Genomic DNA, 16258 nt, shown 5'->3' with positions numbered 1-16258 from the left:
GTATTTTAGTTAACCTAGGTTTAAAATGATTGTCTATCTCAATAACAAGACAGTTTTCATGGATCAACAGCGTACAGCTTGGCAAACCGTCAAGCGATTTTCTATATATGTTCTCGACTTAAAAACCACCTTAGGTTTTGGTATCCTCGCTATGCTTGGTTACGGCATTGTCGATGCAACGTTACTTAATATTCTACAGCCGCTTGTCGATGATGGCTTTAACGCTGAAACGTCAGCATTCTTAAAGTGGATGCCACTCTTTGTTGTCGGTATGGTTTGTTTACGTGGCTTAGCTTCATTTGGTTCAAGTTATTGCATGGCGAAAGCGGGTAATACCGTAGTAATGCGTTTACAACGTCAGTTATTTGATCATTTAATGCATTTACCAGTGAGCTTCTTTGATAAAACCCCATCCGGTGAATTAGTATCAAAAATTATCTATGATTCCAGCCAAGTTTCAGGTGCAGCATCTAAAACAATCGTAAACGTGTTCCGTAGTGGTGCGTTTATTCTTGGTTTGCTTATTTGGATGTTCTACCAAAGCTGGCAGTTATCCCTCGTTTTATTATTTATTGCTCCACTGGTTGGTATCATTATTGGTACTGTGAGCCGTCGCTTTCGTGTGATCAGTCTACGTCTACAGCAAGCTATGGGTAATGTGTCATCAACAGCGCAGCAAATGTTACATGGTCATAAAGACGTATTAATGTCAGCTGGGCATGACACAGAACGTGAACGTTTTGGTATTGTGAGTAACCATATTCGCCAGCAACAAATGAAAATGGCGATAACCGGTGCAGCAAGTAATGCGCTAGTACAGATCGTGGCTTCATTTGCACTTGGTGTTGTTTTATACCTTGCGTCTTTTGAATCCATTCGTGCGGAACTTACGCCAGGTAAATTCGTGGCCATTGTCGGCTCTATGATGGCGTTATTACGTCCATTACGTGATATTACCAACGTCAACTCTGAAATCCAAAGAGCAATTTCGGCATGTAACAGCTTATTTGATATTCTTGATCTCGAAGCAGAGAAAAATACAGGTACCTATGTAGCGGAACGTGTTACAGGTAAAATTACCTTCTCAAATGTTGATTTTACTTATCCAACCGCGAGTTCGCGCTTGATTGAGAATATGAACTTTACCGCACAACCCGGTGAGATGATCGCTCTTGTTGGTCGCTCGGGTAGTGGTAAATCAACATTGGCCAGTTTGATTACGCGTTTTTATGAAATAGAAAAAGGTCAGATTAGTATTGATGATATGCCTCTTCATGACTATGAATTGAAATCTTTACGTAACCAGATTGCCTTAGTATCGCAAAATGTACATTTATTTAATGATTCGATCGCAGCTAATATTGCTTATGGCCGTATTAACGAAGTGACACGTGCAGAGATTATTGAAGCGGCGACTAAAGCCAACGCATTAGAATTTATTGAAGGTTTTGACAATGGCTTTGATACTATAGTTGGTGAAAACGGTGCAATGCTATCAGGTGGTCAACGCCAACGTCTGGCCATTGCACGAGCATTGTTACAAGATGCTCCCATCTTAATTCTCGATGAAGCAACGTCTGCATTGGACGCTGAATCAGAACGTAAAGTACAGCAAGCCCTTGAAGTATTACAAAAAGATAGAACGTCATTAGTGATTGCTCACCGTTTATCAACGATTGAAGCGGCAGACCGAATCTTAGTTATTGAATCCGGCTCTATTATTGAAACTGGGTCACATAGCGAGTTACTTGCTAAAGGTGAACATTATGCACAATTACACCGTTTACAACTTGGTGGCTAAACAGGACTCCGCGTGAAAATAGAAGAGGATATTTGGTACGGTAACCATTGGGCTAAATGGCTGCTTGCGCCGTTAAGTGTTACTTTTGCGGCAATTACATGCTGTCGTCGCGCGCTATTTAAATCCGGCATTAAGACCAGTATAAAGCCAAGTGTACCGACAATTGTGGTTGGTAATATCACGGTTGGTGGTACTGGTAAGACGCCGCTCGTTGTTTATTTGTGTGAGCAACTGACTAGCGCTGGATATAAGCCTGGTATTATTAGCCGAGGTTATGGTTCTAAAGCGCCGCAATATCCATATATTGTTAATTCGGACTCACCTGTTGAACAAAGTGGTGATGAACCATTCATGTTGCAACAACGTACTCGATGTCCATTGGTGATTAGTCCTGTTCGTTCCGATGCTGCTGCATATTTGTTAGCACATTTTGATGTAGACATTATTATCACTGATGACGGTTTACAACATTATGCTATGCAACGAGACATCGAATTAATTGTCATCGATGGAAAACGCCGTTTAGGTAATGGTCATTTGTTACCCATGGGGCCGTTACGCGAAGGTCCGTGGCGTCTAGATACGGCTGATTTTGTAATCTGTAATGGTGGTAATGGCTTCGCTGGGGAAGTAAACATGAACCTTGTCGCAACGCCATTACGTAGAGTAACAAATAATGAATTAGTGACATTGGATAAATCTAAATCTATGGTTGCAATTGCTGGTATTGGAAATCCTCAGCGTTTTTATACTACATTAGATAAACACGATTATGTGATTGAAGAATATCTTTCATTTCCTGACCATCACGCTTTTACAGCCGTTGAAATTGAACAATTTGCAGCAGGCAGAACCGTTATTATGACTGAGAAAGATGCTGTAAAGTGTCAATCTTTTGCTCAAGATAATTGGTATTATTTACCGGTAAACGCAAGTTTAGATAGCGATTTTTTACCGCAGTTATTATTAAAATTAAAGGAATTAACCCATGACTCTGGATCATAACTTACTTGAAATTATTGCTTGCCCTGTTTGTAAGGGAAAACTGCACTATGATAAAAGCAACAATGAACTTATTTGTAATGTAGATCGTCTTGCTTATCCAATTACGGAAGGTATTCCAGTACTACTTGAGGTTAAAGCACGTCAGTTAAGCAGTGAAGAGTTAGCTAAATGAGTTTTATTGTCATTATCCCATCACGCTATCAATCTAGCCGCTTGCCCGGTAAGCCGCTCGTTGATATTTGTGGTAAAACAATGATCCAACGTGTTGCCGAACAAGCTATGCAAAGTGGTGCTTCACGTGTCGTTGTTGCTACAGATGATATGCGTATTGAAAAGGCGGTTGCTGCTTTAGGTTACGAAGTTTGTATGACGTCACCTACGCATAACTCAGGTACAGAGCGTTTAGCTGAAGTATGTAGTAAATTAGGTTTTAATGATGATGACATTATTGTTAATGTTCAAGGTGACGAACCATTAATTCCACCGCGTATTATTGAGCAAGTCGCGACTAATCTTGGCAAACAAAACGAAGCGCGTATGGCGACGTTATCTGTTGCTATCACCGATGTGGAAGAAGTCTTTAACCCCAATGCGGTTAAAGTTGTCACGGACAAGCAAGGTTATGCTTTGTATTTTAGTCGTGCACCTATTCCGTATCATCGTGATAACTTTATGCATACGCCAGTGACAGACATTAAGCCTGTGTACCAACGCCATATAGGTATTTACGCATACCGTGCTGGTTTTATTCGTGATTACGTTCAGTGGGCGGAAACAGAATTAGAGCAGATTGAATCGTTAGAGCAATTACGTGTACTTTGGCATGGTGAAAAAATTCATGTTGAAGAAGCGCTTGAAGCACCCGCTGCAGGCGTTGATACACCAGAAGATCTAGTTATTGTACGTAACATTGTAAACGGCTGATGGTTTACGGATAATACAAACTTGTTTTAATTAGATTAAGTCATGTAAAACTTCTCTTTCAATAAGTATTTGTCAGTATATAAAGCACTAGCGTGGAAACGTTCGGTGCTTTTTTAGGACGTAAAATGATAACTTATACGTAAACATTAGGTATTTAAGCTGAGCCTTCATGAACACCTTTTATTGAGATCTGGTATAAATGTATTTTTAAGATGTTTAAGATCTTGATAGGTAATGGAATCTAGTTCGTGGTGTAGCTGTAAAAATTGCTCTAATTTTATTAAAGAGTAGGGGGATAAACTTTTTGGGTGCCCCATTATATTAAAAATACTATCTTGATTTGCTTGTTCTAGATGTTCTTGAAATGCCTTCTCTAGTTGTCCTGCTTTAGATCCATCAATCATGACTGGCCCGTAAGTTGTTTTCGTTAATCGCTCAATATAATAACTGCGACTTGCGATCATTGCTCGCCCATCGCCGAAGGAACTAAATAAATGGCTGGAGAATTTTTTACGAAGCGCGAGCTTCCAAAAAAATAGAGGTGATGTTTTAGTCGCACTGATGGGAAGTTCGGTAAAGTAACCGTCTTGTTGTTGTTTTAAAGGATCATTATCAAAATACCAATATGCTTGCTTAGGTGTGGTATTAAAATCAAACCTGCGAGTTGGATCATCTGAATGTCCTTGAGAAAACACGGTACTGTCTAACCAAATGCCACTCGCTTTTAACGCTAACTTGATTTGCTCAAAGGGTTGTAAACACCAACCGCCAGCTCGAAAAGCGAATACAGCTTGTTCACTGCATGCTTCAAGTTCTTGTTTATAGCTTTGTACTATGTCATAGATCTCTTCTGGGTTAAAATCATGCAAGCGATAGCGCTCAGTATTAATTACCCAAGTATTACCATTATAATAGCTATCCTGCCAATGAGGGTGAATATGGAGTTGTATATCATGGCCTTGTGATGACAGTGATTTTAATTGTGTTTTAATCGTTTGATATTGTTTTTCTAAAACTGGAAAGTCAAAAGATTGCGCTTTTAGTTTAACTAGAAACCCTGCATCAACAAATAAGCTGACTTTACAATTATACTTATTCAATAATTGGAGTAACTGTTGTGTCGGATTAATCATACAGTTTTCAATACTGCCAGTACTATCACCAAAAAAAAGCTCATAATCTAAACTGAGTATTAATTTGACTTGATATTTTTCCATTAACTCATTCCCATTAAAACAAGTGACTTATTACCTATCAACGCTATACGGGCATAAATTGGTATAGGGTTAGTTGTGTTGCACCTGATTATTACGACGAGTGAATCCAAAGCCTAAAATAGCTAAACCTAAAAGCGCTGCACCAGCAGGCGCAGGAACCACTGTCGGTGGGAATGAACTCCTAGTTCGGATAATACTAGGGGGGGCAGGAGATACTGTTGCAGAGAAGGAGTTATTACCTCGTCTGCTACTGTAAGCCCAATTATAGGGCGTTGTTTCATAGCCAGCCTTTGAAAGAAAACCAGCCCCTTCAACGATAGCTACACTACCCACAATCGTATTTATAGTAATAGCAGCAAGGTCAAATTCAAATCCTCCTATATGCCATAAATCATTTGTTGGAACTATGGTGGCTAAATCCGAAAATATGACTGTATCACCTGGCGTCACAGCTGGAATAAAATCACCTGTTACCGCATCGATTTCAAACGTAGAGAACATTAATGACGTTACTGCTGAACCATTGTCGGTAGTCGTTGATAGACCAGTGAAGTCTATTTTACCTTCAAGTAACACTGCAGATGTTGTCGTGCTTACGAATAAAAATAACGCTGTTAGTAGAGATATAATCGTTCTCATGGTTATTTCCTTAAAAATATACCTATGCAATATTAAGCATTTTTCACACCAATTTTAATATTATTTAATTTTCAATGTGCTACATATTGACAGTTTGATTACTTGAAATTTGTGTAAATTATTTCGACAGTTACCCCTTACTTACCTCGTCTAAATGTTGTTGAATGTTTTTATCATTAGGCAATAGTTTACTGGCTTGTTGGATTAAAGCTTTTCCTCGGTTTTTATCGCCATGATGAAATAATATCCAACCATAAGTATCTAAAATGGCAGCATTATTGGGCTTTAATTTATAGGCTCGCTCAGCAAAAGAAAGAGCCTGTGGAATACCAGCTTCAAAAGAAAGCCAAGCGGTATTGTTTAAACTGATTATCTCATTTGGTGCTTTTTGTAATATGGCATTATAGATGGCAATCGCTTGCTTATTTTCACCTTGTTCCTGTAAGTAAATAGCCTTATAACGAGTCGGTATCAGGCTATCAGGAAACTCATTTTGCCATTCATCAAGAAACGTGAACGCTTTTTCTGAGTTATTAGTTTTTAATTGTAAATATAATTGCTCAGCGACGCTTCTATCTTTTACTTTATTCCAGTATGAATGTAATAGCTTAATTGCTTTATTTTTTTCTCCTTTGGCATTCAATATTTGTGAATTGAGTAGTGTCGCTAATGAATTATTGGGTAGTAATTGGTTTATTTGTTCAGCTAGGCTTTGGGCTTCGTTATATTGACCTGAAGCGATCTCTATGTGAGTTAATAAACTGAGGAGGCGGACATTATTTACATAATGTTTAGTTGTTGAGGTGACTATTTCTCTCGCTTTTAGGTAATCTTTTTCTATGAAAGCAGTACGTCCTTTCAATAGAGCAATTTGTACCGTTAATTCATCAAGGTTTACTTGGTATTTTTTAGGCAACTCATTGTTTGCTTCTTTTGCATAATTATCAGCTAAATCAAGCCTATTTTGTTGTAGGCTTAAATGGGCTAAGGTTAGTGCTAATAAACTAGCGTTATAATTTTCGGGAAGGAAGTCAGCTGTCTTTAAGGGATCTTTTTTTAACTTCATTAAGCTCAGTATCGCTCCTTTATAGGCTGTGATTTCAGTAGGGTAAAACTTAATAATGTCGTTATAGTTATTTAAAGATAGCTGCCAGTTTTTATTTATATTATTGATTTTAGCCAAGGTATAAAGTGCTTGGATATTATCTTTCTCTGATACCAAAATATTTTCTATTATTGGTATTGCTTTATGTAATCGCTGTTGATACATGTAGTAACTCGCGATAATTAATTGTGTATTCGTATTTTTACTATATGTTTCCTCTAAACTTGTAACATAGTTATCTACTTCCGTTGTTTTATTAAGTGTAAGTAGTTGTCGAATGTACAATGTTTGTAATTTGGGGCTTTCTGGATTAAAAGTTAAACTTGAAGATAGGGTTTGTAATGCCATCTTTGGCTGTGGTTCTGGTAAGTTGCTGTAATAAAGGAATGCAAGTAATGCAACACGCTCAGACTTAGGGTTTAATGACATTGCTTTATCAAGACCTTCTTTGGCTTTGCTAAACTCTTTTTGCTGGATTGCAACACTTATATAAAGAATCCATGTGTCAGTATCTCTACTTGTTTCGGGTATATATTTAAGTAGATCTAATACATTGTCATATTTATTTTGTTGTAATAGGGTTTTAACATAAAGTTCTGTGAGTTTTGTTGGAGACACTTCTGGATCAACAACATCTATGAGATACTTTTCGGCGTTTTCTGGATTACCTTCATTGTAAAGTATTAATCCCAATAAGGCGGCTGATTTTTTATGCCCTGGAGAACCATCTAAAATCTCCAATAATATTTCTTTAGCTGCTGAAAACTCTTCATTTTGAAATAAGTTAAGTGCCTGAGTATATTGTAGTGACAGTGACTCTGACATTGGGAATTCATCAGATAAAATACGCGTATATATTTTTGCTTCAGATAGTCGCCCTTGTTGTGTTAATACATGCGCTAAGCTCTGAAATATTTTAATTCGTTGTACCGTAAATATATCAGCATTTGGAAGGCTAGCCAGTGTTTGTGATAGTGCTTCTTCAGCATTAGTAAGCTCATCCATATTGATATAAATTAGACTTTTTAAAAAGAGAGCGTCTGTGTTTTTAGGGTCGATGTCGATGATACTATCAATTATATTGATTGCATTAATTTCGTTGTCTGAGACTACTTCAATTTTTGCTAAGCCAAGCATACCCTCAATTTTGTAATCCGGATCTTCTAATAATTGGCTAAACGTTGTTTTGGCTTGTTCTAACTTATCGGTATGCAGTAGTTGTTGTGCAACGGATAGCTGTAAACGCTGTGCTTGTGTTGATAGTAATTGTTGTTGTTGCTCAATAAGTTGTTGTGCTGAAATCAATTTGTTTGACATTTGGTAGGCATCCAGTAGTGCAAAATAGTACTCGGCATTTTTACTACCAGTAAAAGCTTCAAGCACTTTAATACTATCTTTGGGATGCCCTGATTGTAGGTGTATTGACGCTAAAATAAGATAACTATCAAGTCGTTTAGGATCGGCATTGATCCCTTCAGTTGCGGCATTAAAAGCGGATTTAAATTGATGCCCATCGAGGAATGCTTTACTCTGTTGAATGTATATATTTGGATCAGTGCTGCTCTGTAAATCAGCTGATTCATTGCAGCCTGCGACTAGAATTACACCTGATAGTAATATTGCTGTGAAGAGGTTTTTTATTTGAATATTAAGTTCAATTAATTTCATATGTGTCTTCCTAGTCTAACTTTTTAAGGTTTATGTGTTTGACTGATTTTTAGTTTGTGATTAAATTAAGTTTGTTTTTAAGCTTGCATCTAAATTATGTTTTTTCATTAAATCGTATAATGTAGGTCTAGTGACACCAAGCAGTTTTGCAGCTGCAGAGATATTATTCCCCGTTGCACTTAGTGTTGTTTTAAGCGCATCTTTTTCCGCACTTTCCCTAATAACTTTTAGATTTAGATGGATGTTTTCAGCTGACTTTAAACCAAGATCTTCAGCGCTAATGTATTTATCTTCACACATGATTGCGGCTCGAGTGACTTTATTGCTAAGCTCTCGAATATTGCCTGGCCATGAATATTCCTCGATAGCATTGATGGCGTCTTCACTAAGACCTACTATGTTTAAATGTTCTTTTTGAGCATATTTTTTTAACAAATAACGAGCGAGTAAGGTTTTGTCTGAGCTTCTATCTCTTAATGGCGGAATTTCTATCTGTATTTCTGCAATTCGATAATAGAGGTCTTCCCGGAATGCGGCGTTAGCCATCATATCTTCTAGATTTCTATTGGTTGCACAGACAATTCTGGTATCTAGGTGAATTAACTTCCGTCCTCCAATTCGTTCTATTACTTTCTCTTGCAGAAAGCGTAGTAGTTTAGCTTGTAATTGCAGGGGCATTTCCCCAATTTCATCAAGAAATACTGTTCCACCATTCGCAAGCTCAAACTTTCCGGGGGTACTTTTTACAGCGCCGGTAAACGCACCTTTCTCATAGCCGAATAATTCACTCTCAAACAAATTCTCGGGTAGGGCTGCACAATTTATTGCCACAAAAGGATACTCATTACGAGTGCTGAGAGTATGTAATGCTTTAGCTAATACTTCTTTACCTGTTCCACTTTCACCAAGGAGTAAGCAAGCCGCATTGGTCGGCGCTACTTTTTCGATTAATTTACAAAGTTTAAGCATTTTGTCATCGGTCGTGATTAATCCTTCCAGGTTGCTACTTTTAGATAAGTTAAAGGCTCTATTTTTACTTTCAAGTTGATGCATATGAAAGGCACGTTGCACGATAAGTTCCAGTGTTTCAGGGTTGGCTGGCTTACTATAGAAGTCATAAGCACCTAGGCTGACCGCTTTTAGCGCATGCTCATTACAATCATTACCTGTCATCACTATTAATTTCATGTGGGGATGTATACGCAGGGATTGTTGTAGTAATTCGAAACCCTGTATTACACCATCTGGTTCGGGTGGCAAGCCAAGGTCTTGCACCATAACTTGTGGCTCATGTAAACGTATAGCTGTAATAGCATCATTGACATTCGCAGCTACCACTACATTATAATTAGAAAAATGCCATTTAAGTTGAGTTTGAAGCCCGATGTCATCTTCAACAATGAGTAATGTTTGAGTGATGTTTTTTTGCAAAATATACTCCCTAATAATAAGAATATTTAGTATCTGAAAGCTATTCTCGTTGCATAGTTTTTTTCTTCATAACCCGCAGAGTTCTGCATGCTATGTTGTTTTTCAAAAGAAACTGTAAATTGGATATATAGTGAGGAATTTAAACTATAACGACTGCCAATTTTTGCTTCTGCGAATTTTTTTGTATCGCGAGTTGAAAGCTCTGCGCTATAATAGTTGAGGGATAAGTTAGCGCTTAATTTATTCGTAAATGACCACGTTAGCTCTCCGTAAGCGCCATATCTATCTTGATCTCTGATATCAGAGCCGTTCATGGATGCGATTGCATCATCATTATCATAATATAAGCGGATTGTGCTGAGTAACCGCTCATCTAAGGACGTGTACTGTTGTTGCAATGCAACATTAGTTCTATAAAATAATTGATTGTTTGAAAAGTCTAACTCATCATCTGTCCCAACTTGAGCTGAAGTATTGGTTAATACTTGAGATGCGTTAAAGACAAATAAATACCGGTGAAATTTTGCATCAATAGTGAACCCATAATGGTATCCATCATATTTTTCGCTTGAAGCATTAACCCAGTTTCCTCCTGCGTTAAAGGCGTAATTTCCCAGTAAGTATTGACGTGTAAAGCGAACATCTAAGCTGTGCTCATCGTAGGTGTAGTCAAAATCATCAAACTTATTTTGGCTACGAACATAACTGAGTCGAATTTGTGATATGTTATCGAATGCATATTGCAAACTGACTTGGCCTTCGTTCGTACTGTTATTATTGATCTTCTCTTCTTTAAACCAAGTTTGTGTATGCGTAGCGCCTAATATAAAGATGACTCGGGGCGAATAAGGAATTCGCCATTGTAAGCCCGCTGTCAGAAGGTCTCTTTCATCCTGATTGCTATCAAGTGCTGTTTTAGTTTGATCTATAAGGTAACGCTGTCGTGTATGCTCAAGATTAAACAGCAGATTTTTGCTGAAAACGTCTTGTGAAATTGCAGAGTGACCGACCCAATAACTATTACTTTGTAAGTCAGCTTCACTTGTCTCTGAGTGTTCAGCATAGTAGTTAAGACTAATACGGTTGTTGGCTTTATTTTGCTCATAGCCGAGTTCTATTCCAGCAGTCGTCGTTGTCCCATCCTTCTTACGATTAGGTGCTTTATAGATGTTGTCACTGTATTCATACTCGGCGCCGACCTCTATAAATCTGTTTCGGGCGTAGGCTTCAGATGCAAGAGCGCTACCCTCGTATAAGATGCTAAACGAGGATAGAGTTATATATATTCGAATAGTATTGTTACTCATATTCATAGATATATTACTCATTGTTAAGAATAACACCCGCTAATTTATCACTGTTAATCAGATCAATTCCGGTCTGCACTTCTGATGCTGTAGTATGACCGTAGCGAATGACTAAAATAGCTATATCGCAAATTGACGCTAAAATTTGGCTTTCTACATAAAGGCTAATAGGTGGAGTGTCTAATATAATAAAACGATCTGGATAACGTTTTTTTACTGTATCGATAAACGATTTCATTTTTTCAGATGAAAAATTTTCAGCTGCATATTCAGTTCGAATACCGCTAGGTATAATCCTGACTCGACGAATACCTGAAGGGTAGATAATATCTTCGATTTCTTGGGTGTTTTGCTCAAGGTAGTTAGATAATCCGAGTGGATCTTCATCCTTCAAATAGTTATGTAAATGAGGGTTGTAACTATTACAGTCTATTATCAGCGCTGTTTTACTGTGGTCCAGTGCAATACTTGCAGCCAAGTTAACTGCAACATGACTCGTTCCAGCCCCCTCTGCGACGCTAGAAACCATACAAACAAAATTTTTGTTATTGGCTGCTTTTAATAGTTTAGTGCGTAATTCGCGATAATAATTAAGAGATTTATCATTTTTACAGCCGGGATAAATTATTTTTAGCTCATCTAGTTCTTCTGCAGTGAATAGGCTAGCATCATTCATATTTTTAATTTTTTTACAGTTATCGCTATCCATACTATTAGCATTCAATTGGCCACTACTAATATTTTGTGCTTTTAAATTTAAAGGGTTCTGTGTCATTTTATTAATTCCATTAATTGAAAATACAATGGTGTAATTAATGTTGGTATAGATACGTCATATTTTTGCGTAAGTGCAGTTGCTATATAGATCGTTAATGCGCATAAGAAGTAAAACGTGCACAAAATATTGTTTATTTTTTGTTTTTTTCTTTCAGAGCGACTAAAAGTGTGATCAATACTGATTAGAAGTTGTGTATTAGTGAGTGATGACAGTTGAGATGCAAAGCGAATCTTATTATCGAGTACGACTTTTACTGCAAATAGACAGATGACCGATAATAATCCAAGGATGGGGCCTGCAATAACGAAGTGTATAAAGCGAAGTCCAGATGGGATCATGGGGTAAGTTGCTGGCTCTTGTATTTTGTAGTTAACCCCTTGTCCTTCAATATCTAGCACCATGGAAATGCGCGCTTTTTCTTTATTTGCAAGCATGTCTTCATACAGAATCCGAACTACATTGTAATCCCGAGTCAATTCAGACAACTCTGCTTGGTTATTGGCAATTCGCTTACGTCGTTCATAGGCATCTTCAATTAACTTATGAAAGGCTTTAAGTCTGTTTTCTATTGTGCTGTTTAAAATAGTGGCTTCTGCCAAACTTATTTTTAGTTCTTGATATAATGGGTTGAGAGTAGTTGATATATCACTTTTCTCTTTTTTTCCAGAGTTCAAATCTTGAATAACTTTATTTAGATTACTAATTTGGTATCTAACGTCAGATACTTCAGGGTAGTCGTCTTTATACTCGAGTAGTAGGTTTTCAAGGCGCAGTTGTAATGCCCTGAGTTGATTGTGGTAAAGGGATGCTTCATAATCATTCGATGAGAATTTTTTTTGTGAACTTAATTGTTTTTTAAGTAAATAAATACGATTTAAGTTTTCCAACTTTTCTATTTTCATATCTTCAATATCACTACGTAACACTGAAATTCTAGATTCGACGCCTGTTTCTGTGCCATCTAAATGTGATGATTTAAATGTCTTTAATTTATTCTCAGCTAACACTAATTGATTCTTATAACTCGCCACTTGTTGTTTGATAAAGTTATATGCGCTTCGACTTTCATCTCTTTTAGTATTCGCGCTATCTTCAATGAAGAGTCTAACTATTTCATTAAGTAATCTATAGGTTTTATCAGGGCTATCATCTTGATACACTATTTTAATGTAATTACCTGATAATCCTTTGACCTCTAGTTTTTCTCGTATACTGGCCAGTTCTTGCTCACGGTCTGCCGCTGTTGTGAAAGTATCTTTGCCATAAATATTATTAATAACTTTATTTAACTGTCTAGGGGAGTACATAACATCTCGAATTTGTGCTGTTCTACTTTGTTTTACATTTGTTACTGAAGTTTGCTTTCCTAGTAAGGGTTTGATGATATTTTGAGTATCAGCAAAAATAGTTACTTCACTATTAAATACAGAAGGTTTATAGATCCCTATACTTAAAATGGCAAAGCTGATTAACGTTATAAGCAGTATCGATTTTAATCTTTCTAAACAGATTCTCTGCCATATAATGGGTATATATTTTAATATTTCATTTTGTTCCATGTTTAAAATACCTCATTAAATTCACGTTAAAATAAACTTTCAGGGACAATCAGAATATCTGATGGACGTAATTCATAATTCGTAGATATATCCCCTTGCTTAATAATGTGATCAAGTTCTACAGAGTAACGTTTAACACCATCGTCTGTTTTTCGGTATAAAATAGCACCGTCACCGTCGGCAAAAGGGGTTAGACTTCCTGCTTGTAATAGTAAATCGAGTACGGTCATCCCTTGTCTGTGAGGCGTCGATTGAGGGGCGTTAACTGCGCCAGTGATACGAACTCGAGTTAAAAACTCGGCACTGACCGGCGATGTAACTATTACAGTCACCTCTGGGTCTCGAATAAACTTCTTTAAGCGTTCGTTGAGTTGCGCAGCTAATGTCTCTGCGGGAAGACCTACGGCGCTAATATCACCAACAAGTGGGACAGATATTTTGCCATCAGGACGAACGAGCATATTTAGAGATAAGTCCTGATTTTTCCAAACGTTAATATATAATTGATCCCCAGCACCTATTTTGTATTCAGGAATACTGACATTCTGTTCAGGTTCGCTCGTTTCGAGTGAACCTGATGTAGAGCAACTTGTTAATATAAAAATCATTAATATAATGGATAAAATGTTTGGCATATAGTCCTCTTTTAGTTGAGCTAAAGCGTGCCAGTTTTAATGTTATGATCATGAATGTTCACTATTTTATTTATTTCTATTGTTGTTCAAGGGTAAAAAAATTAAGAATGTAGTGCCTTTTCCTATGATGCTATCAACAAAAATTTCTCCTTGTAACGAATGTATCAGCTCCCTTATTTGGTATGCGCCAATACCCATTCCTTTATCTTGTTTCGTACTTGAAAAAGGTTTAAATAATTTTTCCTTAATAAATACTTTGTCCATACCACATCCGCTATCTTTTATTTCGAACCAAAGCTCTTCATTTTTCGTCGCTAGTTTTATTGCTATGGTTCCACTGTCTTTGGTTGCATCCTGCGCATTTCTAATTAAATGATAGAGCACCATTTGTAATTTATCTTTATCTGCCATTACAAATGCATCTTTACCTTGTATGGATACTGTTGGAGTCGGAAAGTTAGATATATTCATTTCTATCGCATTTTTAAGAAGTTTATTTATATTGACGGGCTTAATATCACCGTGTGGATTACCTTTTAGTTTGACTAATAATTGATCCATTTTCTCTACTGAGTTAGTAATTGTTAATATGACATCATGAATGAAATCAGGGTGGTGCATAAATTTCTCTGCGTTATTAACGATCAAACTTTGTTGTGAAATAAGATTTTTTATATCGTGAATAGCAAAGGCTGTTATTTTATTAAATAGATCAAACTGCTTATTTTGAATTAGCTTTTCAGAGGTTTGATGGCTAATAATATAACTGCCGATCTGGCGTCCCGTTAGTTTTAATATATCTAAATCTTCCCAAGTTAATGGTGCATTAATCGTGTTCTCACACAGTACGGTAAAGCCAATTAATTCTTGATTTGCATTTAATGGAACTATAACCCATGGGCCTTTAGCGTTGAGATACCACTGAGGTAAAAGTTTATTTTTTTCTTTATCATAAATATTGGTATTTCTATGCGCTTTAAATACCCACTCATTTTCATCCATTAATTGTATAAAGTGGCTGTTGTTTGCTTCAATTGCACCAGAGGAAGGTAATTCGAAATTTTTTAAGGCTACGGGTGAGTAAAATTGCTGGCCTTTTAACCAAATCCCTCCGCTGTTACATTTAAATAAAGTTGTCATGGCTGAAAGTGCTATTTCGTAACCGTTGTTATCTTCTCGTTTTTTTGACAGCAACGAATCTAACTCAATCCATTGTTTTTGATAGTCATATTTATTAACAAAGAAATGCTTACTAATCCACACAGTAATAAGTAGACGAAATTTTTCGACACACGATAAGGCAGCTATGGCAAATATTGACATTACATACAAAAGGATTTTAGAGACTTCAGCCCATTCAGCATTAAATATATTAACCACAAGCCCCAATGTCGCCATGCATATAAGGAATATTCCTCCCAATATGAAACTGGCATTAAACATGATGATCGAACGAGATAATTTAAATTTACTATCTTGTAACTGCTGAAATGGGTATATGATAATTGACAGTGCGAATATTAGAGATGTTGTTGTGCTAATCATGCCTCTTGTATACCAAAGGCTATAATTCTTGCTGGTAAATAATAACAAGTTAGAAAAAACGAGTATGTCATAAGAAAGTAGAGTAATCGCAACAAGTGCCACTAATTTACTCACTCTATTTGAATTCGTATGTCTGAGGATTTGTTCTGCGGTAACGACTGCCATCAAACACAATATTATTTTTATATATAGCCATGATTTTGGATGAAAAAATGGATTCAACGGTTTGTTTAAACCAAATAGATAAATGGCACTCGTGATAATAATGATGAGGTACATAAAGGTTGAGTAATGTGCTGGAAGCCGTGTCTTTTGTGAATACATTAATAGGTAAATAAGCACCAAGAATAAACCAATGTAACGCATTATTTCTAGCAGTTGAAATTGGTAACTAGAGGCTAGATTAGTGAATGGGGTTTGACTTAAAGTGATATGCCAAATAGCTGAAAAAAAAGAGAAAATACAAAAGCTAAGCTTTATTTTTACGTTTTTTATTTTAATCAGCGCAGTTAAAGCAAGTGCGAACTCAACGCAAGCTACTAGAAAATCAAATGTAGTTAATTGGGATAAATAACCCATCATGGATCTTTCGCAACCTTTTATCTGCTGTAATGCCTGAATATCGAAGTTGGATGGAGCTTAAC

General features: G+C 36.7%; 13 protein-coding genes. 4 read left to right on the top strand and 9 right to left on the bottom strand.

Annotated elements, in window-relative coordinates; translation table 11 throughout:
- Positions 1-25 precede the first annotated feature (25 nt).
- The 4 genes from msbA to kdsB are packed head-to-tail and all read left to right on the top strand — an operon-like array spanning position 26 to position 3730.
- Positions 26-1801: a lipid A export permease/ATP-binding protein MsbA gene (gene msbA / locus HWV02_RS13050; RefSeq protein ID WP_211676235.1), complete on the top strand. Its 1776-nt coding sequence runs from the start codon at positions 26-28 to the stop codon at positions 1799-1801.
- A 12-nt stretch (positions 1802-1813) separates the two neighbouring features.
- The gene (gene lpxK, locus HWV02_RS13045) at positions 1814-2806 is read left to right on the top strand and encodes a tetraacyldisaccharide 4'-kinase (protein ID WP_211676234.1); all 993 of its coding nucleotides are present in this window, start codon (positions 1814-1816) and stop codon (positions 2804-2806) included.
- Positions 2790-2978, top strand: a complete 189-nt coding sequence (locus HWV02_RS13040) for a Trm112 family protein (protein ID WP_083543910.1) — start codon at positions 2790-2792, stop codon at positions 2976-2978. Before lpxK ends, HWV02_RS13040 begins: the two co-directional genes overlap by 17 nt.
- Complete coding sequence (kdsB, locus tag HWV02_RS13035) at positions 2975-3730, top strand: 3-deoxy-manno-octulosonate cytidylyltransferase (protein ID WP_211676233.1); 756 nt, start codon at positions 2975-2977, stop codon at positions 3728-3730. Before HWV02_RS13040 ends, kdsB begins: the two co-directional genes overlap by 4 nt.
- A gap of 167 nt (positions 3731-3897) precedes the next feature.
- Here the strand turns inward: kdsB and HWV02_RS13030 are convergent, their stop codons facing one another.
- The 9 genes from HWV02_RS13030 to prsK form a co-directional block, all read right to left on the bottom strand.
- Positions 3898-4947: a hypothetical protein gene (locus HWV02_RS13030; protein WP_211676232.1), complete on the bottom strand. Its 1050-nt coding sequence runs from the start codon at positions 4945-4947 to the stop codon at positions 3898-3900.
- A 69-nt stretch (positions 4948-5016) separates the two neighbouring features.
- Positions 5017-5586 carry a hypothetical protein gene (locus HWV02_RS13025; RefSeq protein WP_211676231.1) on the bottom strand — a complete coding sequence of 190 codons (570 nt, stop codon included), beginning with the start codon at positions 5584-5586 and terminating at the stop codon, positions 5017-5019.
- Between the two features lie 130 nt (positions 5587-5716).
- A complete protein-coding gene (locus tag HWV02_RS13020) occupies positions 5717-8359 on the bottom strand; it encodes a tetratricopeptide repeat protein (protein WP_211688102.1) in 2643 nt (880 codons plus the stop codon).
- Between the two features lie 60 nt (positions 8360-8419).
- Positions 8420-9790, bottom strand: coding sequence for a PEP-CTERM-box response regulator transcription factor (gene prsR / locus HWV02_RS13015; protein ID WP_211671879.1), 1371 nt, complete (start codon positions 9788-9790; stop codon positions 8420-8422).
- A 26-nt stretch (positions 9791-9816) separates the two neighbouring features.
- Positions 9817-11103: a TonB-dependent receptor gene (locus HWV02_RS13010; RefSeq protein ID WP_211676229.1), complete on the bottom strand. Its 1287-nt coding sequence runs from the start codon at positions 11101-11103 to the stop codon at positions 9817-9819.
- Positions 11104-11110: 7 nt separating this feature from the next.
- On the bottom strand, positions 11111-11872 hold the full coding sequence (locus tag HWV02_RS13005) for an AAA family ATPase (protein WP_211676228.1): 762 nt from the start codon (positions 11870-11872) through the stop codon (positions 11111-11113).
- Positions 11869-13434 (bottom strand): XrtA system polysaccharide chain length determinant, encoded by a 1566-nt coding sequence (locus HWV02_RS13000; RefSeq protein ID WP_211676227.1) that lies wholly within the window; start codon positions 13432-13434, stop codon positions 11869-11871. Before HWV02_RS13000 ends, HWV02_RS13005 begins: the two co-directional genes overlap by 4 nt.
- A gap of 26 nt (positions 13435-13460) precedes the next feature.
- A complete protein-coding gene (locus HWV02_RS12995; protein WP_211676226.1) occupies positions 13461-14069 on the bottom strand; it encodes an XrtA/PEP-CTERM system exopolysaccharide export protein in 609 nt (202 codons plus the stop codon).
- A 66-nt stretch (positions 14070-14135) separates the two neighbouring features.
- Positions 14136-16196 carry an XrtA/PEP-CTERM system histidine kinase PrsK gene (prsK, locus tag HWV02_RS12990; protein ID WP_211688100.1) on the bottom strand — a complete coding sequence of 687 codons (2061 nt, stop codon included), beginning with the start codon at positions 16194-16196 and terminating at the stop codon, positions 14136-14138.
- Positions 16197-16258: the final 62 nt, after the last annotated feature.

Source organism: Moritella sp. 28 (assembly GCF_018219435.1).
Lineage (GTDB): Bacteria > Pseudomonadota > Gammaproteobacteria > Enterobacterales > Moritellaceae > Moritella.
This window is presented reverse-complemented; position numbering and strand designations above follow the sequence as displayed.

Bases quoted from the DNA above. Each gene is read 5' to 3' on its own strand.
- msbA (WP_211676235.1), top strand. From the start codon at position 26: ATGATTGTCTATCTCAATAACAAGACAGTTTTCATGGATCAACAGCGT.
- HWV02_RS13040 (WP_083543910.1), top strand. From the start codon at position 2,790: ATGACTCTGGATCATAACTTACTTGAAATTATTGCTTGCCCTGTTTGT.
- kdsB (WP_211676233.1), top strand. From the start codon at position 2,975: ATGAGTTTTATTGTCATTATCCCATCACGCTATCAATCTAGCCGCTTG.
- HWV02_RS13030 (WP_211676232.1), bottom strand. From the start codon at position 4,947: ATGGAAAAATATCAAGTCAAATTAATACTCAGTTTAGATTATGAGCTT.
- HWV02_RS13025 (WP_211676231.1), bottom strand. From the start codon at position 5,586: ATGAGAACGATTATATCTCTACTAACAGCGTTATTTTTATTCGTAAGC.
- HWV02_RS13020 (WP_211688102.1), bottom strand. From the start codon at position 8,359: ATGAAATTAATTGAACTTAATATTCAAATAAAAAACCTCTTCACAGCA.
- HWV02_RS13010 (WP_211676229.1), bottom strand. From the start codon at position 11,103: ATGAATATGAGTAACAATACTATTCGAATATATATAACTCTATCCTCG.
- HWV02_RS13005 (WP_211676228.1), bottom strand. From the start codon at position 11,872: ATGACACAGAACCCTTTAAATTTAAAAGCACAAAATATTAGTAGTGGC.
- HWV02_RS13000 (WP_211676227.1), bottom strand. From the start codon at position 13,434: ATGGAACAAAATGAAATATTAAAATATATACCCATTATATGGCAGAGA.
- HWV02_RS12995 (WP_211676226.1), bottom strand. From the start codon at position 14,069: ATGCCAAACATTTTATCCATTATATTAATGATTTTTATATTAACAAGT.
- prsK (WP_211688100.1), bottom strand. From the start codon at position 16,196: ATGATGGGTTATTTATCCCAATTAACTACATTTGATTTTCTAGTAGCT.